The sequence below is a fragment of the Nitrosomonas sp. Is24 genome (genome assembly GCF_033063335.1).
GTDB lineage: Bacteria > Pseudomonadota > Gammaproteobacteria > Burkholderiales > Nitrosomonadaceae > Nitrosomonas.
Window position 1 is genome coordinate 1,053,405 of sequence record NZ_JAWJZG010000001.1, and the last position, 24,096, is coordinate 1,077,500.

28 protein-coding genes (1 of these 28 cut by a window edge) are annotated in these 24,096 nt (G+C 47.7%); 13 read left to right on the top strand and 15 right to left on the bottom strand.

Translation table 11 applies throughout. The annotated features are described in order from the left end of the window. Positions 1-291 (bottom strand): PepSY domain-containing protein, encoded by a 291-nt coding sequence (locus R2103_RS04660; protein WP_317530353.1) that lies wholly within the window; start codon positions 289-291, stop codon positions 1-3. A 211-nt stretch (positions 292-502) separates the two neighbouring features. Between R2103_RS04660 and R2103_RS04665 the strand changes: the two genes are divergently transcribed. Further along, positions 503-640 carry a hypothetical protein gene (locus R2103_RS04665; RefSeq protein WP_317530354.1) on the top strand — a complete coding sequence of 46 codons (138 nt, stop codon included), beginning with the start codon at positions 503-505 and terminating at the stop codon, positions 638-640. A 231-nt stretch (positions 641-871) separates the two neighbouring features. On the opposite strand, the gene R2103_RS04670 is transcribed toward R2103_RS04665, so the two are convergent. From R2103_RS04670 to rplU, 6 genes are all read right to left on the bottom strand, one after another. After that, on the bottom strand, positions 872-2,158 hold the full coding sequence (locus R2103_RS04670) for a porin (protein ID WP_317530355.1): 1,287 nt from the start codon (positions 2,156-2,158) through the stop codon (positions 872-874). Between the two features lie 310 nt (positions 2,159-2,468). Next, on the bottom strand, positions 2,469-3,578 hold the full coding sequence (locus tag R2103_RS04675; protein WP_317530356.1) for a DUF1624 domain-containing protein: 1,110 nt from the start codon (positions 3,576-3,578) through the stop codon (positions 2,469-2,471). 19 nt (positions 3,579-3,597) lie between these two features. Continuing rightward, a complete protein-coding gene (gene proB, locus R2103_RS04680; RefSeq protein WP_317530357.1) occupies positions 3,598-4,707 on the bottom strand; it encodes a glutamate 5-kinase in 1,110 nt (369 codons plus the stop codon). Then, positions 4,701-5,765 carry an Obg family GTPase CgtA gene (gene cgtA / locus R2103_RS04685; RefSeq protein ID WP_317530358.1) on the bottom strand — a complete coding sequence of 355 codons (1,065 nt, stop codon included), beginning with the start codon at positions 5,763-5,765 and terminating at the stop codon, positions 4,701-4,703. Before cgtA ends, proB begins: the two co-directional genes overlap by 7 nt. Before the next feature lie 105 nt (positions 5,766-5,870). After that, complete coding sequence (gene rpmA / locus R2103_RS04690; RefSeq protein WP_090320750.1) at positions 5,871-6,128, bottom strand: 50S ribosomal protein L27; 258 nt, start codon at positions 6,126-6,128, stop codon at positions 5,871-5,873. 17 nt (positions 6,129-6,145) lie between these two features. Continuing rightward, positions 6,146-6,457, bottom strand: coding sequence for a 50S ribosomal protein L21 (gene rplU / locus R2103_RS04695; RefSeq protein WP_317530359.1), 312 nt, complete (start codon positions 6,455-6,457; stop codon positions 6,146-6,148). Positions 6,458-6,603: 146 nt separating this feature from the next. Between rplU and ispB the strand changes: the two genes are divergently transcribed. From ispB to R2103_RS04715, 4 genes are all read left to right on the top strand, one after another. After that, positions 6,604-7,572, top strand: coding sequence for an octaprenyl diphosphate synthase (gene ispB, locus R2103_RS04700; protein ID WP_317530360.1), 969 nt, complete (start codon positions 6,604-6,606; stop codon positions 7,570-7,572). Positions 7,573-7,952: 380 nt separating this feature from the next. Continuing rightward, a complete protein-coding gene (locus R2103_RS04705) occupies positions 7,953-8,180 on the top strand; it encodes a PP0621 family protein (RefSeq protein ID WP_132426674.1) in 228 nt (75 codons plus the stop codon). A gap of 157 nt (positions 8,181-8,337) precedes the next feature. Then, a complete protein-coding gene (locus R2103_RS04710) occupies positions 8,338-9,840 on the top strand; it encodes a two-component system sensor histidine kinase NtrB (RefSeq protein ID WP_317530361.1) in 1,503 nt (500 codons plus the stop codon). Then, positions 9,831-11,240, top strand: a complete 1,410-nt coding sequence (locus R2103_RS04715; protein WP_317530362.1) for a sigma-54 dependent transcriptional regulator — start codon at positions 9,831-9,833, stop codon at positions 11,238-11,240. Before R2103_RS04710 ends, R2103_RS04715 begins: the two co-directional genes overlap by 10 nt. 241 nt (positions 11,241-11,481) lie before the next feature. Here the strand turns inward: R2103_RS04715 and R2103_RS04720 are convergent, their stop codons facing one another. Next, positions 11,482-11,847 (bottom strand): hypothetical protein, encoded by a 366-nt coding sequence (locus tag R2103_RS04720; RefSeq protein ID WP_317530363.1) that lies wholly within the window; start codon positions 11,845-11,847, stop codon positions 11,482-11,484. Between the two features lie 162 nt (positions 11,848-12,009). Between R2103_RS04720 and R2103_RS04725 the strand changes: the two genes are divergently transcribed. Next, complete coding sequence (locus R2103_RS04725) at positions 12,010-12,396, top strand: exosortase system-associated protein, TIGR04073 family (RefSeq protein ID WP_317530364.1); 387 nt, start codon at positions 12,010-12,012, stop codon at positions 12,394-12,396. Positions 12,397-12,617: 221 nt separating this feature from the next. Here the strand turns inward: R2103_RS04725 and R2103_RS04730 are convergent, their stop codons facing one another. Further along, entirely contained in the window at positions 12,618-13,193 is a 576-nt protein-coding gene (locus R2103_RS04730) for an FxDxF family PEP-CTERM protein (protein WP_317530365.1), read from the bottom strand. A gap of 543 nt (positions 13,194-13,736) precedes the next feature. Between R2103_RS04730 and R2103_RS04735 the strand changes: the two genes are divergently transcribed. The 4 genes from R2103_RS04735 (at position 13,737) to R2103_RS04750 (ending at position 16,861) form a co-directional block, all read left to right on the top strand. Next, a complete protein-coding gene (locus tag R2103_RS04735) occupies positions 13,737-14,126 on the top strand; it encodes a plasmid mobilization protein (protein WP_292925100.1) in 390 nt (129 codons plus the stop codon). 1 nt (position 14,127) lies between these two features. Continuing rightward, positions 14,128-15,438: a relaxase/mobilization nuclease domain-containing protein gene (locus tag R2103_RS04740; RefSeq protein WP_292925099.1), complete on the top strand. Its 1,311-nt coding sequence runs from the start codon at positions 14,128-14,130 to the stop codon at positions 15,436-15,438. 52 nt (positions 15,439-15,490) lie between these two features. Then, a complete protein-coding gene (locus R2103_RS04745) occupies positions 15,491-16,024 on the top strand; it encodes a hypothetical protein (RefSeq protein ID WP_317530366.1) in 534 nt (177 codons plus the stop codon). A gap of 318 nt (positions 16,025-16,342) precedes the next feature. Continuing rightward, on the top strand, positions 16,343-16,861 hold the full coding sequence (locus tag R2103_RS04750; protein ID WP_317530367.1) for a hypothetical protein: 519 nt from the start codon (positions 16,343-16,345) through the stop codon (positions 16,859-16,861). Here the strand turns inward: R2103_RS04750 and R2103_RS04755 are convergent. Both R2103_RS04755 and R2103_RS04760 read right to left on the bottom strand, forming a co-directional pair. Then, positions 16,858-17,709 (bottom strand): hypothetical protein, encoded by an 852-nt coding sequence (locus R2103_RS04755; RefSeq protein ID WP_317530368.1) that lies wholly within the window; start codon positions 17,707-17,709, stop codon positions 16,858-16,860. The genes R2103_RS04750 and R2103_RS04755 overlap by 4 nt on opposite strands. A 290-nt stretch (positions 17,710-17,999) precedes the next feature. After that, complete coding sequence (locus tag R2103_RS04760; RefSeq protein ID WP_317530369.1) at positions 18,000-19,118, bottom strand: Fic family protein; 1,119 nt, start codon at positions 19,116-19,118, stop codon at positions 18,000-18,002. A gap of 175 nt (positions 19,119-19,293) precedes the next feature. Here R2103_RS04760 and R2103_RS04765 point away from each other — a divergent pair, with 175 nt between their 5' ends. Beyond that, on the top strand, positions 19,294-19,935 hold the full coding sequence (locus tag R2103_RS04765; RefSeq protein WP_317530370.1) for a hypothetical protein: 642 nt from the start codon (positions 19,294-19,296) through the stop codon (positions 19,933-19,935). A 72-nt stretch (positions 19,936-20,007) separates the two neighbouring features. Here R2103_RS04765 and R2103_RS04770 read toward each other — a convergent pair whose 3' ends face one another. Both R2103_RS04770 and R2103_RS04775 read right to left on the bottom strand, forming a co-directional pair. After that, positions 20,008-21,267, bottom strand: a complete 1,260-nt coding sequence (locus R2103_RS04770; RefSeq protein ID WP_317530371.1) for a type II toxin-antitoxin system HipA family toxin — start codon at positions 21,265-21,267, stop codon at positions 20,008-20,010. Continuing rightward, positions 21,254-21,640 carry a helix-turn-helix transcriptional regulator gene (locus R2103_RS04775; RefSeq protein ID WP_317530372.1) on the bottom strand — a complete coding sequence of 129 codons (387 nt, stop codon included), beginning with the start codon at positions 21,638-21,640 and terminating at the stop codon, positions 21,254-21,256. The genes R2103_RS04770 and R2103_RS04775 overlap by 14 nt, the downstream gene beginning before the upstream one ends. Before the next feature lie 232 nt (positions 21,641-21,872). Between R2103_RS04775 and R2103_RS04780 the strand changes: the two genes are divergently transcribed. Continuing rightward, positions 21,873-22,627 (top strand): IS5 family transposase gene (locus tag R2103_RS04780; protein ID WP_411172643.1). Its coding sequence is split into 2 segments (ribosomal slippage): positions 21,873-22,202 and positions 22,205-22,627, totalling 753 coding nucleotides; the frame shifts between segments, so codons are not numbered across the junction. 153 nt (positions 22,628-22,780) lie between these two features. Here the strand turns inward: R2103_RS04780 and R2103_RS04785 are convergent. Continuing rightward, the gene (locus tag R2103_RS04785) at positions 22,781-23,038 is read right to left on the bottom strand and encodes a hypothetical protein (protein WP_317530373.1); all 258 of its coding nucleotides are present in this window, start codon (positions 23,036-23,038) and stop codon (positions 22,781-22,783) included. Continuing rightward, positions 23,007-23,522 (bottom strand): antirestriction protein ArdA, encoded by a 516-nt coding sequence (locus R2103_RS04790; RefSeq protein WP_317530374.1) that lies wholly within the window; start codon positions 23,520-23,522, stop codon positions 23,007-23,009. Before R2103_RS04790 ends, R2103_RS04785 begins: the two co-directional genes overlap by 32 nt. 91 nt (positions 23,523-23,613) lie before the next feature. Here R2103_RS04790 and R2103_RS04795 point away from each other — a divergent pair, with 91 nt between their 5' ends. Continuing rightward, positions 23,614-24,096, top strand: the 5' portion of a protein-coding gene (locus R2103_RS04795; protein ID WP_317530375.1) for an excisionase family DNA-binding protein. The gene runs 3 nt beyond the window's last position; the window shows 483 of its 486 coding nt (coding positions 1-483); the start codon lies at positions 23,614-23,616; the stop codon falls past the right edge of the window.

The window sequence follows — 24,096 nt, forward strand, 5'->3', positions numbered from 1 at the left end:
CTAATGCGTTGAAATGACCGTGCCATCCAGCGCATTGATCAGAACCATATGGACTGTGCCTTGGTTGCTGAGAATTTTGATGCGGTAAGTATGATCGGTCTGATTGATCGCCAGCACGCGGCCTTTGAAATGCTGTTGCGCGATGGCGATTGCCCGCTGCTCCGTGATGCCAGTAGCCGGATCGTTTGGCGTGGGATGTTCATTGGCCGCACTATGCCTGCCGGCTGTCGCGGGCGTGAATGCAATGATCGCTAGCAGTGCAATGATTGAAATTTTCCACCATCTATTCATAAACAACAATCCCATACATTGGAGGTAGAAATCAGGTTGGTAACAGATACGGTATTTTCATGCCTGTTACCAGTCACAACGCGCGTCAGAAGCGTATCATAAAGTCCATATTTCCGGTATTAATGCCCATCATCATTTGCGGAGGGACAACGTATACCGGTGCTGGGTAGTAATTATAGTTATATTGCGCTGGCGGATAATATCCGCGTGGTTGGCTATAACCGTAATTATATCCGCCACCGATGAAATGCTGGTGCCGGTGATGTCCGTGGTCATGGTGATGATGATGGTGGCGATGATGACCTCTGCCTGCTTGCGCAAGCGATGGGGCGGCCAAAGTGATAGCTAAACACAAGGCAAGCATAAGACCGGATAATTTTATTTTTCTGGTTTCCATTTTATTCTCCTCTCAGTTGTTAGTTGTTCATGCAAATTGATTGCTGATGGAGCCAATCTACGCCGGTTTGTATGAACAAAAACTGAATGGAAAAAGTAGCGAGCCGAATGATGTTTGGTCTATTCGGTAATGCTCGTGAGTAGAATATTTGAACATTGTTCGCCGTCTTTTTTCATAACCGCCTTAAAACGGTAAGACGAAATCCAGCGAAAATAAAATTTGATCCTTGTTGCCTGCGAACGGCCGGTAAGCTGAGGTTTTATAGGCATCAACCCGGTCGTAGCGAATATTTGAACGGATATTCAATTTTTTGATGAAATCCCACTGGGATTTAAATGTTCTGGCTATTTTCCAGTTAATACCGGCGGTGAAGTTATAGTAGTCGGCGGGTGCGATCGTTACGCTGTTGATGTTGCCGGCGTAACTGGCGGGTATGCCATTGATATTGTTGGTGGCGGCTGCAACGCGGAACGGCGAAGGATTGCGGAAACCATCTTGATCGCGGAACCATTCGCCGCGTATGCCGACCGATACGTTATCGGTAAGGTCGTGGTATAAATGCGCAATTGCGCTGAACCATTCGGCGTCTTTGATGACGTTGTTGTATTTGAGATTATTCAGCAAAACACCGCCGGCATGGCCATGAACATGGTGTAGAACTATCTGAGTCTGCGGTGTGATCTTGTGTTGTAGCACGACATTATAAAACCCCCATATTTCGCTGCTTTGTTCCGAGGTTTTACCATAAGTGCCGGAAAGATGGAATGAAGTCGCTTTATCGTCGCTGCTCCAGGTAAAACCGGTAATGCCGTTCCAATTTTTCAACTGTTTGTCCCAACCTGCGTCCCATCCGCCGTTGGCGCTGCCGGTGAGCGGACCGCCTAGAATCAGCCAATTGGAATTGATTTTGTAATTAAAGAGCACGCCGGTGTGCGTGAACGGCTCGCCGATATTTAAAGTATACGCGCGCGTATAGAAGAAATTATCCGGCGCTGGAACGGTTTCGAAGCCGGTTGGTGTATAAAAATGACCGAGCTTGATGTTGAGGCCGTTGCCAATCGGTACATAAGTCTCCAAGAATGCCTGTGGCAAGGCAATACCGTATGTGCGCGTGGAGGCGCAGCATATATTGAGATCCCAGTTGCTTCTTTTTAGGGGGGCGCCGGTATTGACATCGAAGGCGGGTACACCGAAGGCTTGAGTAAAAATGGCATCGGTGCCGAACATGAAATCAAAGCGTCCGCCGAAATCCCATTTATTGCCTTCCGACACCACGGGGCGGCGCATGAACAGGTTTAATTGGTTCAGTTGAAAGCGATTGGCTTGGTCTGCAAAAATGACCGGGCCGTTATAGCCGCCTGATTGACTGGGATTGAATGTGGCGCCGCCATGAATCCAGCCGCCGAATTCCAGTTTTTTATAGGTTAGAAATTTTCTCAGCTCATTAGCGTAGAGATTTTCAGTATCCATGAAAAAAACGGAAAAATAACAAGCAATGGTTAACAATAACCATTTTGAATATATCGAACGGCCTTGCATTGGGAAAATGTATGTTTAAAAATGTTTTAATCGGTGGCGCGTGATTCCGAAGTCAATGGGAAGCGGTATTTCTGACACGATATTCTCGTTGCTGCTACAGCATGACAAGACCGTGGTTACTCCAATTCAGCGGGGCGCACATTATAACCACAAAGCCCGCATCGATAAATCATAAATCGGTATAGAAAGCCGATGTCACGCAGCCGGATCGATTACTGGCGGCATGCTGCGCCGGTTGATGTTAAAGAAAGCGCAACCAGCTTTGAGGATGCCGCCATTTCAAATTGCGGTAGGCACGGCAGATGGGGTACAGAATGATCAGCGCCAGCAACGTGATCGCGTAGGTTTGTTCCAGGCTGCCGCGTTCAAACAAAGGCTTCAGTGCCGTCAGCACGGCGAAGTGGGCGAGATAGAAGAATAACGCGGTTTGCCCGAATACCAGCACGGGGCCATTGGGGTGGATGGTTTTTTTCCATGACTCCAGGCGCATCAGCAACGATAGCATGATCGCCATCAGACCCAGTTCCAGCAGTGTGTACGCTAAACTGGGCGGATATTTGCTGACGTGCAGCCAGTGCACCAGAGTGTTGCCTTCCAGGTGCATGAATAGATTACCGTAGCCGTCCAGGCCGCGGATCACCACAAATAACGTCAATGCAAACCAGCCGCAGGTCATCAGCAGGCGCTCCGGTTTCCATGCAGCGGATTGCTGGACAATGAGCCTTTCGCCGAATACCCAGCCGAGCATCATGATGCCGAGCCACGGCAGCGCGGGGTATAACACCGAATACTTTTCACCGAACACCGGGGCAAAGGTGATGGCCAGCCAGAAAGGAACCTCGCCACCCGGCTGCCACAGTGACATGAGCAGTAATTCGCCACCGGCGGCGATCACAATCGCCAGCCAGAAAACAGTGCCAGCGCCGAGACGTTGCAGATGCACCATCAGCATCATGCTGATGCCGATGGCGTACAGCACTTGCAGCACCGGTTTGCCGCCAATCAGCGAGAACAGCGCGATGTCGAGTAATGCGATGAAGGCGCCGCGCAGCAGTAGCTCGCGGTCAATCGCGGCGGTGCTCATGCCTTGTTGTTGCCGCTGGAAATTGCTGATGGCGATCGAGGTGCCGGCGAGAAATATAAACGTGGGTGCACAGATATGGGTGACCCAACGGGTGAAAAACTGATCGGCTGCGAACTGAGCACCCGGTTGGTAGAGTAAAACCGAATCGGCGAAAATGCGCTGGCTGTTGAAAAACCACGAGGTATGATCGAGTGCCATCAGAATCATGACGATGCCGCGCAGCCAGTCGATGGCGGCGATGCGTTGCGCGTTTTTATCGAGTGGCATGGTTGCGGATTGGCAGTAATTACAGCAGAACCAGATTGTTCCTGTGAATCAGTTCCGGTTCGTCGACATAGCCCAGGATCGCTTCGATTTCACTGCTGGGCTGTTTCAGGATTTTTTGCGTTTCCACGGCGCTGTAGTTGATCAACCCGCGTGCGATTTCGCGGCCGTCGGAGTCCAGACAGGAAACCGTTTCACCGCGTTCGAATTCACCATTGACGTCAGTCACGCCAATCGGCAGCAAACTTTTGCCGTCATCGATCAGGGCTTTGACCGCGCCTGGGTCAAGCGTGACGTAACCGCGCACTTGCAGATAATCGGCGAGCCATTGCTTGCGCGCCGCCAGCACCGGTAATTTGGCGACAAAACGGGTACCGATGGCTTCATCCTGGCTTAGGCGCACCAGCACGTTGTCTTCGTGCCCGGAAGCAACGATTGTGTCCGCACCGCTGCGTGCCGCGCGTTTGGCCGCGATCACTTTGGTTTGCATGCCGCCGCGGCTGATGGCGCTGCCGACGCCGCCGGCCATTTTTTCCAGCGCCGGGTCGCCGGCGTGGACTTCGGGTAACAATTTCGCATCCGCATTCTTGCGCGGATCGCTGGTATACAAACCGGCTTGATCGGTCAGAATCACCAGCGCGTCGGCTTCCACCAGATTGGTAACCAGAGCCGCGAGCGTGTCGTTATCGCCAAAGCGGATTTCATCGGTGGCGACGGTATCGTTTTCGTTGATGATGGGGATGATGTTGAATTTCAGCAAAGCCGTCAGTGTGGAACGGGCGTTCAGGTAACGCTTGCGATTGGATAGATCTTCATGGGTCAGCAGCACTTGCGCGGTTTGCAGGCCGTATTGCGAAAAGCTCGAAGCGTAGGCTTGTGCCAATCCCATTTGGCCCACGGCGGCCGCTGCTTGCAATTCATACAGTGCAGTAGGGCGGCTTTCCCAGTTGAGCCGTTGCATGCCTTCGGCAATCGCGCCGGAAGAAACCAGGATGATTTCCTTGCCCATTTGCTTGAGTGTGGCGATTTGCGCCGCCCAGCCGGCCAGTGCGGCGTGGTCGAGTCCTTTGCCTTGATTGGTGACCAGGCTGCTGCCTACTTTGATGATGATGCGGCGTGCTTGCTTTAACATGGATTCGCTAGTTCGTTTTCCGGAATCGGGTTTTCAGGTTGTGGCGGTAGATGCTGCTCCAGATATTCCATGATGGCGTACGTCAGAAGCTGGCAGCCTTCGCTCGTCAATGCCGAAATGATGAAGTATTTGTCTTGCCATCCCAGTTTTTCCACAAACTGACGACAGATTTCGTCGCGTTCGTCTTCCGGCATCATGTCGGTTTTGTTCATCACCAGCCAGCGCGGTTTTTGATACAGTGCTTCGTCGTATTTTTTCAGCTCTTCAGCGAGTGCTTGGGCTTCATGCACGAGATCGGTATCTTCATTCGGCGGCATCATGTCGACCACATGCAGCAGCAGCCGGGTGCGAGTCAAATGTTTCAGGAAGCGATGCCCTAGTCCTACACCTTCGGCCGCACCTTCGATCAGCCCAGGGATATCGGCCATGACGAAACTGCGGTTCTGGTCAACGCGCACCATGCCGAGGTTCGGTTGCAAGGTGGTGAACGGATAATCGGCTACTTTCGGGCGTGCGGCCGATACTGCGCGGATGAGCGTGGATTTTCCAGCATTCGGCATACCGAGTAAGCCGACGTCGGCGAGCACCTTGAGTTCCAGTTTCAGCTCGAGTTCCTGGCCGGGCTCACCGAAGGTGAATTGCCGTGGTGCGCGATTGGTGCTGGATTTGAAGTGCAGATTGCCGATACCGCCGTTGCCGCCTTTGGCTAGAAGAATTTTTTGCTGGTCATGCACCAGATCGGCGACGACTTCACCGGTATTGATATCCTTAATCAGCGTGCCGACCGGCATACGCAGAATGATATCTTCGGCGCTTTTTCCATAGCGATCCGAGCCTTGACCGTTTTGGCCATTCTTGGCGCGGTGAATGCGGGCGAAGCGGTAATCGATCAAGGTATTGATGTTGCGGTCGGCTACGGCAAATACGCTGCCCCCTCGGCCGCCATCGCCGCCATCGGGCCCGCCCTTGGGGATATATTTCTCGCGCCGGAAGCTGGCGACGCCATCACCGCCTTTGCCCGCCAATACCTGGATAACCGCTTCGTCTATGAACTTCATAAGTAACTGGTTAATGATTCCTTGCTGTTTTTACGGCATCCTGCAAACAAAAAAGCCCCATCGGTTGCGACAGGGCTTTTTAAGTAAATCAGGTGTATTTGTTTTTTACGCAGGTATTACGCTTGCTACTTTGCGTCGTAATGCACCCTTGATACTGAAATTCACTGTTCCCGTCACTTTGGCAAATAAAGTATGATCTTTACCGATGCCGACATTCTCTCCCGGGTGAACCTGCGTGCCGCGCTGTCTGATGATAATCGATCCGGCTGAGATCAATTCACCGCCGTAGCGTTTAACACCAAGCCGTTTTGAGTGTGAATCGCGTCCGTTTCTAGAACTTCCGCCCGCTTTCTTATGTGCCATTTATTGCTCCTTAAGCCTTAAGCTGAAATACCGGTGATTTGTATTTCAGTATAATTCTGCCGGTGACCTTGATGCTTTTGGTAGTGTTTGCGACGGCGCATCTTGAAAATGCGAATTTTGTCGTGACGGCCTTGACCAAGAACCGTCGCACTGACTTTGGCGCCACTGATAAGCGGTGTGCCCACGGATACTTTGTCACCATCAGCCACCATCAATACCTGATCGATAACGAGCTCACTGCCATTTTCCACTTGCAGTTGCTCCACCTTCAGTTTCTCACCCACTTGAATTCGATACTGTTTACCGCCGGTTTTTATGACCGCATACATAATTAACTCCATGCTTCCCTTTTACAGAACCGCGAATTATACATAAATAGCCTTTGATTGTGGTGGAAAATTTCATGCAATTTATCATTATGCTTGACACTTGGGCGTCGTCATTCCTAACATAGCGTTTTCTACAAGGTATTATTGTGTCAATCGAAAATATTAGAAGCTTCATCGCGCAAGACATGAACATCGTTGACGATGTGATTCGCGCAAAATTGCATTCTCATGTCCTTCTGATTCGCCAGGTTAGTGAATATATAATTGATAGCGGAGGTAAGCGGCTACGCCCTGCATTGGTGATTTTATCGGCGGGCGCGTTTGGGTATAAGGGTAAATTTCATTACAACCTCGCAGCGGTTGTCGAGTTTATCCATACCGCAACTTTGCTGCATGATGATGTGGTCGATGAGTCGGAACTACGGCGCAATAGAGAAACCGCCAATGCATTGTTTGGCAATGCCGCCAGTGTTCTGGTAGGGGATTTTCTTTATTCCAGGGCATTCCAGATGATGGTGGAAGTCGACAACATGCGCGTAATGCAGGTCTTGGCGGACGCTACCAATACGATTGCCGAAGGGGAAGTCCTGCAGCTGCTCAATTGCCGCGATCCGCAAGTGACGGAAGAAAACTATCTGCAAGTCATTCGTTATAAAACCGCCAAATTGTTTGAAGCAGCAAGCCGGTTAGGCGCGATTCTCGGTGGTGCGACGCCGGAAGAAGAAAATGCCATGTCGATTTACGGTATGCATTTGGGCACAGCATTTCAACTTATTGACGACATGCTCGACTATACCGGCAACAATCAAGATATCGGCAAGAATCTGGGTGACGATCTGGCCGAAGGAAAACCGACATTGCCGCTTATTTATGCCATGCGTGTGGGTACCCCGGAACAAGCCGGCATTATCCGCAGGGCGATTGAAAATGGCGGGGAAGAGGGGTTTCAGCCCGTCCTTGATGTGATCCAGAAAACCGCAGCACTGGATTATGCGCGGAAATGCGCCGAGGCTGAGATTGTAACCGCGACCGCTGCGATAGCATCCTTGCCGGATTCGGAAAACAAAAAATGCCTTATGCAATTGGCGGATTTCGCCATTACCCGCAATCATTAAAAAACATGAGAAATTGTTGTGCTGATTAACTCGTGATCACCCTATGGATTTTGAAGGAAGTGTTTTTTCTCTTCTATCGATCAAGGTTGTTTCAACTACGGTATATGCAACGCAACATTTTTTTGTGTTTCCACTCCTGAGTTTTATCCGTTTTTCCATCAAAATTATTTTGATCTGATCAAATTATTATTTTATATTTCATATTCTATTGATAGGGAATAAAACCCCGGTTAATCGATCATTTGCCACGGCAAAAAATTGTTATGCTGATCCGGCTATGGCAATTAAATCCGGATTGGCAGGTTATTGATGCGCGGCAATGCGAATGCAATACACTCAATAAATCAGATTGATGCCATAAAGGAAGTATCAGAATCAATATGGGTAAATTAATTTTTTACGTACTGATCGCACTGCTGATTTATTGGATAATCAGAAGCCGCCGCCCCAAGCAGGAAAAGCATGAAGCTTCACCGGAATCTGTTGAGGATATGGTGAATTGCGCGCAATGCGGTGTTTATCTGCCGAAAAGTGAAGCTATCCATAGTCATACTAAATATTTTTGTAGTCACGAGCATTGTGACTTGTATATAAAATCTTCAACTTGAGCCGATTTTTGTGTCAACTTCACGATACCTCTCACCCCATAAACATTCATTATCTTGGCCGCTAGAATCAGGCACAACGGCGGCTGATTATACTGGTCAATACTGGCGTTCTCTCTATTATTTCAATTGCTTCCGCTTTGTGATCGGCAGTGGTCTATTGATTGTCTCATGGCAATCCGGATTCGCGAACCTTGGTTCTTATCACTATCAGCTGTTTTTATATGCCGGCATTGGCCATGTGCTTTTCAGCGGCTTGTTCATGCTGCTGATCAGGTTGCGTTTTCCTGGTTTTAACCGGCAACTGGCGATCCAGGTCATCAGCGATATCGTGTTTTTCTCGCTGATGCTTTATGCCAGTGGCGGTTTACATAGCGGTTTGGGTGTTTTATTACTGGTATCGTTGGCTGGAGCGGGTCTTATCAGCCGTGGTCGCTTGGCGCTGTTTTTTGCTTCTATTGCGACGATCAGCTTGCTGCTGCAGGAAACATACTCCTTATGGACGGTTGATCATTACGCTGCGCAATATTCGCAGGCAGGCTTATTGAGTATGGCGTATTTTGCCGTTGCCTGGCTGGCGCATCGATTGGCCAAATATACCTTGGCCAGTGAACAGCTGGCCAAAGAGCGCGGCATCGATCTGGCGAATATGGCGCAAGTCAATCAATTGGTTATTCAAGACTTGCAGGAAGGTGTATTGGTTGTCGATCAATATGGTTATATCCGGCAGCGCAATGCCTACGCGGAACGGTTGTTTGATCTGAATGTATCTGCGGGTAAAGCGGAACGGCTCAAATTATCCGATTGTATGCCCGAGTTAGCCAGCCGTTTTACCAGCTGGCAGGGTGATAGCAGTATCAGTTTCGATTTGCTGCGCCTAGCCCATAGTAACGCCCTGGTGCGGACGCGTTTTCTTCCAATACAAGCGGATTCCCGCAACGGCGTTGTTATTTTCCTCGAGGATATGGGGCGCATACAGGCGCAGTTACAGCAGTTAAAACTTGCCGCCTTAGGACGTCTGACGGCTAACATTGCCCATGAAATCCGTAATCCGCTGTCCGCTATCAACCATGCGGCTGAATTGTTGGAAGAAGAACAGCTTGAGAGCAATACAGATCCCCGTCTTGTACGCATCATTTGTGATAATACCCGGCGTTTAAACAAGATCGTCCAGGATGTGCTGCAGTTAAACCGGCGTAATATTGCAAAGCCTGATTTGATTGATTTGCATGAGTTTATGCGAAAATTTCTTGAGGAATTTTGTCATGCGGAAAAAATGGACGGGAATGTGTTCGTGTTGAGAAATTCCAACCAACACTGGGTAAGTTTTGATCGCGATCATTTGAATCAGGTGCTCTGGAATTTATGCCGCAATGCGTGGAGACACTGCTGCAAACAGGCGGCTAGCGTCCGCATCGAGTTATCCACGGCCAATGAAAATAATGTCTGCCTGGATATCGTGGATGATGGTCCGGGTATCGATCCGCAACAGGTGAAGCAGATTTTTGAGCCGTTTTTTACCACGGCTGCCGGAGGTACCGGTCTGGGTTTATATATTGCGCGCGAATTGTGCGAAACCAATCAAGCCTCGCTGGATTACATTGAAGGTTCCAGCGGCGGACATTTCCGTATTATTTGCCAAAGTAATCAATCATGTCTGTAGATAGCGAACGATCCGTCAATTCCCATAGAAAAACCGCTTCTCCGCATATTCTGATTGTGGATGATGAACCCGATATTATCGAATTACTTGAATTGACGCTGGCTCGCATGGGAATGGATGTTTCCAGTGCGCAGTGTATTGGCGACGCCAAGCAGTTGCTGCAATCCCGGCAATTTCAGTTATGTTTGACCGATATGCGTTTGCCGGATGGAGATGGGCTGGAGCTGGTTAAATATATTGCACAGCATTGCGCGGATTTGCCGGTCGCCGTGATCACTGCGCATGGCACCACGGAAAATGCCGTGGCTGCGCTTAAAGCCGGTGCCTTTGATTATTTACCCAAACCGGTTTCATTAAAACAATTGCGGGATCTGGTCAAATCAGCTTTGAGCCTGCCGCCGATGCAGACTGAATCGGCAGTGCAAGTCAGTCAGCGTGTGTTATTAGGCGAATCTGCGCCGATGCTTCAGCTGCGTGCAACGATTGATAAACTTTCCCGTAGTCAGGCTGCGGTTTACATCAGCGGTGAATCAGGTAGCGGAAAGGAACTTGCAGCCAGAATGATTCATGAGAGGAGCGCGCGTCACACACAGCCTTTTGTCGCCGTCAATTGCGGTGCGATCCCGGAGAATTTGATGGAAAGCGAGTTTTTCGGGTATAAGAAGGGCGCCTTTACCGGTGCGGAAAAAGATCATGACGGTTTTTTTCTGGCAGCGAATGGCGGTACTCTGTTTTTGGATGAAGTCGCCGATTTGCCATTGACGATGCAGGTCAAACTGCTCAGGGTGATACAGGAAAAACAAGTCAGGAGAATCGGTGAGACACAAGAAAAAAGTGTCGATGTGCGCATCATTAGCGCCACACATAAAAAACTCAACCTGTGCGTCGAGACCGGGCAATTCCGCCAGGATTTGTACTACCGGCTGAATGTGATCGAATTGAATATGCCGGCGCTACGCGAAATGCGCGAAGATATTCCGCTGATCGCAGAAGCCGTGCTGGCCAAGCTATGCCGGGAAGCGGGGCGGTCAGATTGTAGTCTGAAGAAAGACGCGCTGGCACTGCTCAAGAGCTACGATTATCCGGGCAATGTGCGCGAGCTGGAAAATATACTGGAGCGGACACTTGCACTGTGTTTTGACACGGAAATCGGAAAAGAAGATTTGCAGTTGCCGCATAAAGCAAAAGAGACTCCGCAAATTGCCATGATCAAGCTTCCTGCCGATCTGGAACAGAATCTGCCGCTGCAGGATTTTCTCGATAGGCTGGAGAGAGATTCCATCGTCAAGGCATTAAATGAAAACCGGTACAACCGCACCAAAGCGGCCAAGATTCTGGGGATTACGGTCCGTTCGCTGCGTTACCGGATGGAGCGTTTAGGATTAAATGACAGAGCGTAGCGGATTAAATCGCCCATCAAGTCTTTTTTCTTAATCCAGGAGACACAATTATTATCGCCGCTGTAAGGTGATTATGTATCCGTAGCTTGGGGAAGCGTTGATTAATTCAACGAACGTGATGAAGGGCGAGGCGCACGGAACGCAACAACCGAGACATATCAATCTGATAGGCGAGGAGTGAGTACCGCGCAACGAAGCAATTCGTTCGTGCAGTCAATTAATCAGCGCTTCCTTAGGAAATTTACTGATTGGACCAGTATCTGAGTATTCTATCCTTATCAAAGTACAAATAAGTTCCGGTTCCAATGCCAATGAAGTCGGATCCGACAATGATGGAGTCCGCTCCGGGAATATGGTATTCCCAGGTATCTCCGCTCGAGCTTTTGCGGGTTCTATAACACCACTTGCAAGGAGATCCCCAGGAAGCAATCACTTGCTCCTGCGTCATGCCTACGGCGAGCTCCTTAAGATTGATCGCTCTGCGAATTTCTTCCGGCAGATTGTTGTCTGCTAAAACTTCCTGCTGGATGCGATTGTCTCTTACCGCGCTACATCCACTCAGTATTAGGACTGTTGCAATCACTGTAATAGCGAATCTCTTATTCATAAAGAAAATTATCCATAACTGGATCAAGTGACAGATTGGCAATTTTAGGTTTCATAGTGAAATAAGGAGCGTTTTTTTATTATATGACGACTAATGTTGAAGTCTTTTTAAATTGAATAATTAACAGTATGATAGTTTAAAAATTTCAAAGGAATATTTTTAATGATATACATAATATCCAGATTTACCTTGCTTGTTGTTCTATCATTACTTTTTTCGTTTCAAGCGCATGCGCGTGAAACAATAACTGCCGACGTTTATTTTAACAGGGCTGGCACGAAGATTCTAAGCGGTGTTGCTAATGTGGCTACCGGTTGGATGGAGTTGCCGAAAAATATCTCTTTATGGAACCAAAGAGATCAAAATGCGTTGATTGGTATTACTGAAGGATTGTTATGGGGCGTTTTTCATACGGTTGGCAGGACAGGCAATGGCGCATTGGATCTTGTGACTTTCTGGTTACCCACTTATCCGATTCCGGATCCGCTGTTTGTCTGGGATGATTTCTCAAAAGAATCGGAATATCACGGTTGGCGGATGGGCCGGTGATTTTTAACTAACGCAGATCGTTCGTTTCAGTTTTGGGAAGAAGCACCACAACACGTATCCGGATTTTTGCGCACACGATTTAGCAAACCGCTTTTCTGGTTTGATCGGATTGAGCGGTGGACTGTGGATATGTGTTTACTGATTCAACTGAAAGTACATAGGAAACAAAACGGGAGCTTAAGCTCCCGTTTTGAATTAAATCAAAATAACTACCTTACCAATTATTTTCTACGGCGTGCCGAGAATCCTAGCAGGCCTAAACCAACCAGCAACATAGCGTAGGTTTCTGGTTCTGGAACGGGCGAGACGTACCATGCAGAATTTGGCGAGAAGCTTGTGCCTTGCACATGTAAAGCCAACTCTCCGTTAATCGGGAGATGCGAGCTGCCTAATCCAAAAGCATCCCATGAAACTGTTTCGCCAGTTTTAAGCTTATCGCTTCCACGGCCAAAATCATATCTAAAATCAAAGCTGCCGCCGGGGCCGCCACCGGGGTTTTTGCTAACAGTACTCACGCCACCGCCGGGTACGACTGTTACAGAGCTAGGTGTTAAACCATCTACAGCCATTGCACCGACAAATGCACCAGAGCCAAATGCGCTTAAATTAATATTGTGAAGAAAGAATGACCAGTGTCCGCCACCCAGATCATTGATATCCAAATCTGCAAGGTGCGCTGTTGTGGGGCCGCCGCCGGATAGCAGGTGCCCAAAATGATAAGTTGCTGCTTGGGCACCGCTTCCGATAACAAGAGCGCCCGCTGTGATAATGGACATTGCCAGTTTTCTTAACATCATTTTTACTACCTCCAAAAAATTCTTAAATCAGGTCTTGTGTCACTTTTATCCATCTAGCAATCAACACGTCTTCCTGCTGGTGCTAACAATAACCGCAGGAGCAATCGAAAACAATAGATCACTCCTCCTGATTTATTAGAATTCTTGTCCTAAGTAAAATCAATGCTCACTTAATAAGTGAAAGTACGGTAGTATTTTTTGACTAGGGCGCAACAGGAAGCGGTGCGTTTGTTTGCTATGTATACAAGGCATAGATGCTTGTATCAGCTTTCACAGTCAGTACTTATAAAAACAAAAAAGCACTTAGAATATACATTTCTTAAGTGCTTGATTTGTTTGGTTGCGGGGGCTCGCTCTGACCTTGCCCTTGGACATAATACATCCCTTCGCAAGGACAAAATGGTTGCGGGAGTGCACAACCATCTTAACCTGCTATTTTCCGCAATCGGCCTCTCAGAACGAAATATTACCATATAACCTACAGAAAATAGGAGGTTTTTGCTTTAATTGTGTTCTGACGGCCATTTTTAGATGGTGTGTAAAATGGCAAGCATTAAGGATAAATTTAATGGGAGAAAACCCCTCCCCCCATTCTCAATTCGCTTAACCAAAGAAGAGCGGCAAAAATTAGATCAGCTGGCCCAGGGCACTTCTCTGGCCGAATATATACGCTCACGCATATTTGACGGAAACGCTCCGGTTCACAGAACCAAAGGGCGTTTCCCCGTCAAAGACGAACAGGCTCTTTCACAAATTTTGGGAATGTTGGGGCAGTCCAGAATTCCCAATAATATTAATCAGCTGGCGAAAGCCGCCAACACCGGCTCGCTACCTGTTACGCCCGACACAGAGAAGCAACTCCATGAGGCCTGTTATTCCGTCATCTGGATTCGACGCCAATTGATTCAGGCCCTCGGTTTGAAAGCTGACTAAGATGATCTTAAAGGGATCGCAACGAGGTGGTTCGCGGCAGCTAGCCGCCCACCTCAACAAAACAGAAGAAAATGAGCATGTGGAGCTGCACGAAATTCGCGGCTTCATGGCCGATGATGTTAATGGCGCTCTCCATGAAGCTTATGCTATGAGCCGAGGGACGCGCTGCACCAAATTCTTGTTCTCAGTGAGCCTCAACCCACCTGAGACCGAAAATGTACCCATAGACAAATTTGAAGATGCACTGGGCCGGATTGAAAATAAATTAGGTCTGGAGAATCAACCTCGCGTTGTAGTTTTTCATGAGAAGGAAGGCAGACGCCATGCCCATTGCGTTTGGTCGCGCATTAAGACCGACGAAATGAAGGCCGTCCATTTATCTCACTATAAAAACAAGCTGATGGATGTTTCCAAGCAGCTTTACCTTGAAAACCACTGGGATATGCCCAAGGGGTTCATCGATAAAAATCAGAAAAATCCCCTCAATTACACACGGCAGGAATGGCAGCAGGCCCTGCGCACCAATCAGAATCCCAAAATTATCAAAGCTGCCTTACAAGAAAGCTGGGGCATCTCCGATAGCCGTAAAGCTTTTGAGCACGCCTTGCAAGATAGAGGCTATTACCTGGCAAGGGGAGATAAACGCGGATATGTCGCAGTAGACCTTTATGGCGAAGTCTATTCATTATCTCGCCAGATCGGCGTCAAAAAAACTGACCTCACAAAGAAGCTGGGCGATGCTCAGCATTTACCTTCAATTGAAGAAGCTAAAAACACGATCTCTGGCCGATTGACCCAACAATTCAAGGGCTACAGCGATGAATTGAATCTCAAGCACAAACAAGAGCTACAACCGCTCTTTCACGCAAAGCAGGCGATGACGCAGCAACATCGCAAGGCTCGCCAAGATCAAAAATTTACGCACGAAAACCGCTGGCAGGCTGAAGAACAAGAACGCGCTGCCAGATTACGAAAGGGCTTTCAAGGCCTTTGGGACAGATTAACCGGCGCATATCAGAGAACCTGCACCAAGAACGAAAAAGAAACTCAAAAAGCGTTTCTGCGAGATAAGGAAGAAAAAGAAACCCTGATCACGAAGCAGCTCACCGAGCGCAGGAGGCTCCAATCACAATTCAAGGATTTACGCCAGAAGCAAGTTAAAGAACGAGCTGATCTTTTTGCCGGTATGAACAAACATTACAAAAATATTGATCGCCAAGATGAAATCAGGAAGCTCTACGAACAAGAAAAAATCAGAATACAGAGGACAATCAAAGATAAGGAAACGACGGATTATGATCCTGAAATTTAAGCCAACATTCAAGCTTTAAAAAGAGATTTTATCTGAGTAGGGAGAAAACATTGTGAAAAAATCAAAAAGAAAAAAGTTTATTCCTCTATTTCTTGTTCCCAAAGTGCGAAAACGTCATGTCCTGCCCATTTTTCAAGAACATGAAACACTCTGGAAGCTGTTTGCTGAAGGCGTACTCAGAAACCGATTTTTTCATGAAGAGATAATTAAGCGAGGGCCAAAATGCCTGGCCTGTGATCGTCACTTCAATGGCGAAAACGCTGCCGTATCTTCCAAAATTGAAAAGCATCATCATTGTTATCTGCGACTCTGCATCGGAAAACTTCTACCCCCAGATTCTGATGACATTTACAGGCAAGCCAAAGATGGCGAATTTCCGCTGGTTCCCGATTGCCGACGCTGCAAAGCAGAAAATCCAGAATATTATCAGGGGTGCATAAAGAAAATTTTCCCTGTCCACGGTAAGTGCCATGAGGACATTCACGAGCTGGAAAAGGCGCTCTTCACAAACCTCAAAAAGAAATTGCGGGCTGATTTTTTGTCAGCTGTAAATCCACAAAACTCCTGCACGACTTCCCCAAGTTAGCCAAATAGACAATTAAAATGGCTGGCGCAGAAGATGCAGATGAGTTCTGGATCACTGGAACTGGCGCAACGCCTGATGCGCCACAATCGTATCGAAATACCGTATCGAATATATTTTTAATGCACAAAACGCCATAAATCTTGACACGCATCTTTTTTACCATCTTTCCGCGTCGAAATTTAACGATATTTCACAAAAAATCCCTTAAAAGACTCAATCTTTCAAGACTATAGAAAATCCTGCTTCGAGAAACTTGATTCTTTTCTTGTTTAATGATACGTATCGTAGCACTAATGATTTTTGAAGGGGATTTTCGTCATGGCCGCGCCGGATGTGAACAGCAGTTTTAGCAAAAGCGCAAAAGCAGGCTTGCTCGCACTCGCCATGGTAGCCATGCCCTTCGCCGCCGCCAACGACGCACAGGCGCAGCAGCCTGTAGAAATCGCCCAATCTGTGCAATTTGCTGCCAATAAGGCACGCGGCGATAATTTTCTCAGTCGCGCAGGCGATTATTCTAAAGGGCGCAAGGTAGTTGGCATAGCTATTACGGTTGGCGGTGATGTCCCATCCCATGTGACACTCCAGCAAGTAGGGGAGCTAGCGAAAGCGAAAGTTGAGAGCTTTAAAGCACCCGCTGAATATTTCGTAGAAAGAAATCCAAATCCTAATGCTGGAACTTCAATGATGTATTTTATTGACGGAGAACCTTGGTCCAATGCCATGAGCTATAGAGAAGGCCTTGACAAAGCTGAAACCGTTGCGGCAGAAGCGTGGCTAACTTTCATGACGAAAAAAGAAACCTTGGCTTCTGCACCACAGGCCACGTTACAACGTTAACCAAAAGGTTTAGTGCTGGGCTTTGGTTGAGAACTATCACTTGTAGCAAATAGCTCTCCTAGGCTTGAATCCTTCGAGTTGGATTCCCGAACAGAGTTTGTGGAAGCCTCTAGAAAAGTACTTGCCAAACCATCTTCTTTAACCAAATCCTTTGCTTTATATGCAACTTTTTCGCTAACTTCAATTTTCTCCCCGGCCTTCACGTCAGCGATCGCTTCCCGCGCTTGCGATTTTAAAACATCAGCTTTTTCTTTGTTTAACTTTAACCATTCCTCAACACGCGGTTCTTCATCAAGCTCCGACACATGAATTTCACCATTTTCTATGCGACGTTTAATGGCAAGAGCGATCTGATGCCTGCGCTCTTCTTCATTTTCAATAGCCAGAAGTCGCTCTGCCTCCTCTTCCTCCAGATAGCGTCTGGCCAAATCTTCAGCGAAGTTTTTGCCGTATTTCGCTGCCAGGCCATCCTCGATCCCACGCAGGCGATCCTGAATATCCTGTAGCATTCTAATAAACCGCAGGTTTTCATCCTGCTTGCGTCGTTCTTCCTTTTCTTTCTCAGCCATAGCCCGCACTGTATCAGCCACTGACCCAAGCTGCACGCTGACCTGATTTGCGCCGAGCGTTCCATCCTGCACAGCCGCCGCGAAATTATGCCGCAGAAGATTTCCATCGCTGTTCGCAAGATCAAAAACGGCGGCATCCGCATTGATAACGGGCCGCGCCTCGGCATCGGCATCAAGGCCTTTCAGGTTCTCCAAAACGGCGGCCTCCGGCCATTGCGCCTTGAGGCTGCCTTTCTGCGTCAAATCCGTCCCTGTCGTCGTCCCCGGCCCGAAAGCCATGGCCGTTCCCCCTTTATGTGTTCCAGAAACCAGTCTCTCCCCGTGTGGAGGGGGTGACCGGCCCCTGCTTCAATCCCCTGTTTGGTCAGGTTGAATTATTTTGTTATGCGCTTTTATATTGTTGCCGCGCACCAATCCTGATCCAGTTCGAGTGTAGGAGATTATCGTGAAGAAAAGGTAAATATGTAAATAGTTAAAATTTGAATAAAGTTTTATATAAATTCGAGATATTTCAGCGGCTATGAAATTTATGGTAAGACCAGCAATTCCAATATCCCGAATTCATTCCGTTATTGGGTTTCTGGTATTCCGTTTAGGGAATAACTGGTGCTGCGCCCGCCACCGACATCTTTAATCAGAATGCCGCGTTCCATCAGATCAAGAATATCCCGCAGGGCCGTATCCTGAGAACATTTGGCCATCTTCGCCCATTTTGAGGATGTAAGTTTGCCTTCAAACCCACCCAGCACCTTGTTCAGCATCAAGCGCTGGCGATCATTGAATGGCACATCCTTATGACTCTGCCAAAACCGGGCTTTGTGGAGCACGCTGCCCAGCGTTTCTTCCGTGCTGCTGATTGCACGGTCAAGGCAATTTAAAAACCATTCCAGCCAGGGTGTGATATCGAGGTCACCTTTTTGAGTTTTTTCCAGCATATCGTAATAGGCTTTTCGTTCCTGCCGGATTTGTGCCGACATGCTGTAAAAGCGTTGCGAGCTTTGTTCTGATCGTGCCAATGCCATATCGGCAATCGCACGTGCGATACGTCCGTTGCCATCCTCGAAAGGATGAAGCGTGACAAACCACAGGTGGGCAATGCCTGCCTTGAGAACGGCATCCGTATCGTCCTTGCCATTAAGCCACTTCAGGAACATATCGGTTTCTTTTTTAAGGCGCTTGGCGGCAGGAGCTTCAAAATGTATCCGCTCTTTTCCAAGAGCGCCGGATACCACCTGCATCGGCCCGCTTGAATCATCGCGCCATTGCCCGATGATGATTTTATGCATGCCACTATAACCAGTCGGGAACAAGGCTGCATGCCACCCAAACAGACGCTCAGTGCTAAGTGGTTGCGCGTAATTTTGCGTCGCATCCAGCATCATATCGACAATGCCATCAATATGGCGGTCAGTGGGTGCTAACGCGCCAATGTCCAACCCTAGCCGCCGGGCAATAGATGAGCGAACCTGGTCATGATCCAGAATTTCGCCTTCAATTTCGGAAGATTTCAGCACATCGAGCGTCAGGGTCTGGAGCGTGGCTTCCGCTTGTAAGGGAAATCCCAAAGCTTCCATCCTGCCAATCAGACGTCCCTGCCGGTGACGCACAGACGCCAGCAAACCGGACAATTTTTTATGATCCCAGCAGAAATCAGGCCATTCAGGCAATTCATGGATATAGCGATTCATTCTACGCACCTCATGCGGAGATTATGCGCCATATTCTCCGCATTTTGCAACTGCAATAACCGCATCTTATGCGGATATTATGATGGCTATTCGCCGCATCTGCTTATGTTTCTTGCATGAATCCAGCGATTGCGAGAATATTCTTCAGAGGAGCAGGATTTAAAATTGGCAGGGCATGGATATAGAATCGGTCACAATATCTGATGAACTGCAACAGTATCTTCAGGACTTGAAAAGCTCAAGCGGTGCTGGCGCTTCATCCATGTTACGTGGTGCAAATGACCGCCCAAAAGGTCTTGATGCCGCGATGGTCAATCGCTGGCTCAGTGGCAAGACGAGAACGGCACGATCTGATCATTGGAATTATGTGATCAAGCGTTGGTCGGAGATGCCGAAATGGATGAAGATTACTCCCGAAATTCGAAGGGCGCTTCAACTTGAACATGAACGAACGGGCATCGGCGCAATAGCTCTTCTCAATATTGCAGGATCACTGAATGGCGCAATCAAGCCCAGCGCAATCGATCATTGGTTGGCTGGTGTCCGTAACAAAGCGCCGGAAGAACATGTTCACTTTGTCTTGAACGCTTGGCGCATGCTTCCTCCGATGGAATGGATCAGACTTACGCCGCAACACCTCTCCGATTTAGCCGATTTGCGCAATCGCTTGCACCTCAATCCCCGCATATTGGTACGACACGCAAGCGATTGCCCCGGTAATCTTAATGAGAACAAAATTTATGACATCCTGGGCGGACGTTATAAACAAATTCGCAAAACTCATTTTGATTTCTTAATGGGCTTGTTATCGGGGTAGAAAGCGCCCCATCAATTCACAAACTGAACGTTCGCCTGAAACCACCAAGGTTTCCGCGACTTTTTTAGAAAATCATTCTGTTGAGAAAGGGTTCAAAAACTGTCTGCTCCATAGCAATTTCTTGTCTACCTCGCTGAGTTCAGCTTCTTCACACACGCCATCCCAATGCCGTTTAATTGCAGAAATCATCTTTTCAAAAATGGCGCGTGCTTGTACTTCGGAAAGCAGAAAGTTATGAGCGGTCTCAAGGCAGGATTTTAACTGGCTAAGATTATTATTGCCGGATATGAGCATAGCCTGTGAGGCTTCATTACCAGTGCGGCCTTGCGGACAGATATCATAAGCCGGTGTAAGGGTCAGTTCTTTGCCATTCCAGAATGCGGCATGATTTCGTGCATGATCATCCGTGTTACCACAAAGAATGTTAAAGACGAGCCGTGAAAATACTTCTTCAAGTGTCGCTTTCGGATCAGTAAAACGATGGCGGATAATTTCTGCAAATGTTTCATAGCTTGCGTAACGAGCCATCATGTCATCAAGACCAAGCAGTGTCAGCGCAGAGACCATTGCTTTACGCGACCAGCCTTGATCTTTCTGTTTGCGGTCAAAGCGCTCTATCAAAAGCACATCTTTATTGGCAGCCTTGATGAGCTTTACAGGCGCAACATTCAACCCAGATAGCGCAGCGAGCCGCATAGCAACAAATTCAGCTTTGACAACGCTATACAAGTCAGCGCTGGAAGAAAACTTGGCGACATATTTTTGGCCTTGATCCTGGATTAATGCCTTTGGACGTGCTCCGCCAATGGAACTGCCATGGAAGAGCGCCTGATCCAATTCAGGTGTAAGCGGAACGCCCTTTTCAACCCGTTCAACAGATTCAATAAGCTCTTCCATGCTCACATTGTTTGCTGAGCGCGGTATATACTCGGTTGGCGAGCGCTGAAAATCGAGCGCACCGATACGATCAGAGCCAGATTCCAATAAATAGGTCAATTCATCCAGCTCGCCTGTATCCGTGCTTACACCCTTGCGTCCCAATTTTTTGTTGATAATGACGCGTCGTCCCCACGCATCGGGTGCTGCATCCCGGATACAGCCAGGCATGGTCAAGCCTTCGTGTAGGGGCAATACTCCTGCTTTTAAAGGCAATTCCGGCTCGTAAATTGCAATGGCTGGTTTTTTGTCATGAGCACGCTCAAGGTAGCTCTTACCATAGTTAAATAAGATATTGCCGTTATCAGCTTCGAGCCTTCCTGCAACGACAGGTTCAGTTTCATCCGGCAACCATATCCAGACATAAGCCTCTTTGTCATGACTAGAAATCATCATGCACCGCCTTGGATTTTTTGCGCACGGATTTTGGTAATAACGACAGCTTATCTTCAGTTTGGCGGATGTGCCTGGTCAGCGTAGTTTCATCGGCATCAAACAGCTTTACACCGACGATGATCGCCACTTCGAATACAGCTCCGATCTCGCATTTAAGATCGCCTTTCTCGATACGTTGTAGCAACCCTCTAGAAATACCGGCGCGATCTGCAACCTCTTGAGCGGTAAGTTTTCGTTCTTTTCGCGCAACGCGAATCAACTCTCCAAGGAGGAGAGACGCTTCACGACTATAACGCGAGTAAGTTCGTGTAATTGATTTTGGCATCGCTTTATTTTGGTTCATATATAGATCATAAAACGCTTTTATGATCATTCTGTGAACCACCATAATAGCTATTGAGTTCTATGTCAAGAAAACTTTGATCTTTATATAGATCATAAGATAGTTTAATGACCTATATAAAGATCATTCTAGTGCGAAAGATGCTAACTAATGGGGGATATTGTTCTTCTCATAACAGTCTACTAGGGTCCAGACCCATTAATTTTCAGGATTCCCCAAATTGTTAAAAGATGATTCAATCTTTCAAAGAGGAGGATTGGCGATGTCTGATTTATTCTGGTTTACAGATGCGCAATGGTCGCGGATTGCGCCGTTATTGCCTAAGAATACACGCGGCATGAAACGCGTTGATGATCGCCGCGTCATGAGCGGCATAGTTCATGTGTTGAAATCCGGTGGCCGTTGGAGTGATGCGCCTGCGGATTACGGCCCAAAGAAAACCCTGTACAATCGCTTTGTTCGCTGGTCTGAGCGCGGCATATGGCAGAATATTTTCTCTAATCTTTCCGGTGTTGAGGGGATACCGGATCGTTTGATGATTGATAGCTCCAGCATCAAAGTTCACCGTTGCGCTCGCGGCGCAAAAGGGGGGCCTTGGCCCATGCCATTGGTCGCAGCAAGGGTGGGCCGAATACAAAAATCCATGCGGTGACGGATGGATTGGGCAGACCTTGCGTTATTTTCCTGACTGCCGGAAATGTTCATGATTGTAAGGTTGCAAAGCCCTGCCTTGATGCGATGCCGCCCTCACAAGAGGTTCTTGCTGATAAAGGCTATGACAGCAAAGATTTACGCGACTGGCTGAATGATCGCGGCACCCAGGCCATCATCCCCTCACGATCAAACCGAAAATCGCCCTATACCTATGATAAAACCCTCTACAAACAGCGTAATATCATCGAACGTATGTTTTGCAGGCTGAAAGATTATCGGCGCATCGCAACCCGATTTGATCGTAATGTACAAAACTTCCTCTCCGCCATCTGTCTCGCCGCTTCTGTCATATGGTGGATTTAATGAGTCTGCACCCTAATAGCATGAGCCCTCAAACTCATCCCTTCCAGACAGAAAGGCCAGCGCTTTCCCCACAAATATTCAGAATCATCGAACTTCATGGTTTGTAATTATTTTTCAGGAAATTGCCGAAAAATAATCATATTTCAGAGTTTGTCAGCGCTTTTCAGGAAACATACCGCACTCTGTGCGGCAAAATTCAGAAAAACTAAGTGCGCAGCACACTCTTTCAAGCTGAACCGACGACTTGTCGGTCTCTTTAACACCTACCTGCCAAAGCTGGCAGGTAATCGCCGCCGAAAACTGCAAGGTTTCGGCGGCGCGATTTTTTCGCCTCAAGAAAAAAGCGCTGCCGGTTTCAGCCAGCAGCGCATAATTTGCCTTAGTGGTTCCAGAAAATATGAACTTCTTCATATCCTGTTTCTATGGTGAACACATCGCCGTTCAATTCCATATCGCGGCCCATTCTTTCATAATCGATATAGTAAGAAAGGTTTTCAGGAATTTGCGTCGTTTCCTCTGTCAATTCCTCGGCATAATCGGCCAGCGATTTATAACAGCCGCAATAATTTTCTTCTGCGGCTTTTCTGGCCTCGTCCAAATCTCCGCCGAAGTTGTTTAATAGTTCACCGCCAAAATCTGGATATTCATCTATAAAACAAGCGATTTCGTGCGCAGCCTCTATGCCTTCATATTCACCCAAGGCATAACCGGCGAATCCTTCATAGTCATGAATTGCATATTCTTCCGCGAACCCTTCGGGGCTACTCGCAAGCATTTTATTAATTTGCTCTTGAATTTCTTCCAATTCGTCGCAGGCATCAATCCAAACGCCGTGAAGCTTACCATTGTTGTATGCGGCCAAATCTGCAACATAAATTCTGATTTCGGTATTCATAGTCGTTTCTCCTTAAATTCGGTATTGGGGTTCTGAGCAAAGCGCTTTGCCTGGCTCATAACCCCTGCCGACTAGGGCGACTAAGGCGGTGGTGAAAAAGTCCAGAAAAATTGCGGAGGGTCTATTCAAGCGAAGCGCCGAATGGAAACCGTCATTTTTCTTGACTTTGAGGGGACAAGACCCCTCCTGTTTTTATCGTTACAAGCGCACCACATGTGGTGGTGACATCCTCTTTTCTAACAAAAACAAACTGAACTTATGGACAATCATTAGAATAATCAACCTTTTGCTCTTCTTTATGAGAAACGGTCTCATATCAATCTTTTGTAAAATTGATAAAGGCACAAATGATATGCGTATTACATACGGCGCTTACAAGCATATAATCTCTCCCGTATTGCCTCTGACGAGTGCTGTGGCTTATAACCTAATCGTCCACGAAGAATTTAAGAAAATGACAAAAATAGATGATTTCCGGTTGTCTCTATATGAAATTTGCAAGCGCCTTGGTGTTAGCCAAGACAACGTGTATAAATGGATTGAAAAGCATGATATGCCCGCTCACCGCTTATAC